Below are 266 nucleotides of genomic sequence, written 5' to 3'. Positions count from 1 at the left end.
CTGCCGCCGAGACGGCGCGTCATGCCGGAGCCTCGGTGCTGATCGGGGGTGAGCGGCGCGGGCCTGCCGCCTATGCGCCTACCGTGCTGGATGAGGTCGATCGCGCCTCGGAACTGGCCCGCGAAGAGGCGTTCGCGCCGCTGGTGCTGTTGATGCCCTATACCACGTTTGACGACGCGATTGCGCTCGCCAACGCCACGCCCTACGGCCTGAACGCCGGCATCTTTACCAGCGATCTGCGCGAGGCGTTGGCGGCGGCGCGCGAC

The 266-nt window shown here is 69.9% G+C and carries 1 protein-coding gene; it reads left to right on the top strand.

Annotated elements, in window-relative coordinates; genetic code table 11:
- On the top strand, positions 1-266 hold a 266-nt coding region (locus EOD29_RS32285; RefSeq protein ID WP_127248836.1), incomplete at both ends, for an aldehyde dehydrogenase family protein.

It is taken from the genome of Mesorhizobium sp. M1A.T.Ca.IN.004.03.1.1 (assembly GCF_003997555.1).
In the GTDB taxonomy this organism is placed as follows: Bacteria; Pseudomonadota; Alphaproteobacteria; order Rhizobiales; family Rhizobiaceae; genus Mesorhizobium.
The sequence above is the reverse complement of the archived record's forward strand: the minus strand, read 5'-3'. Positions and strand labels throughout refer to the sequence as shown.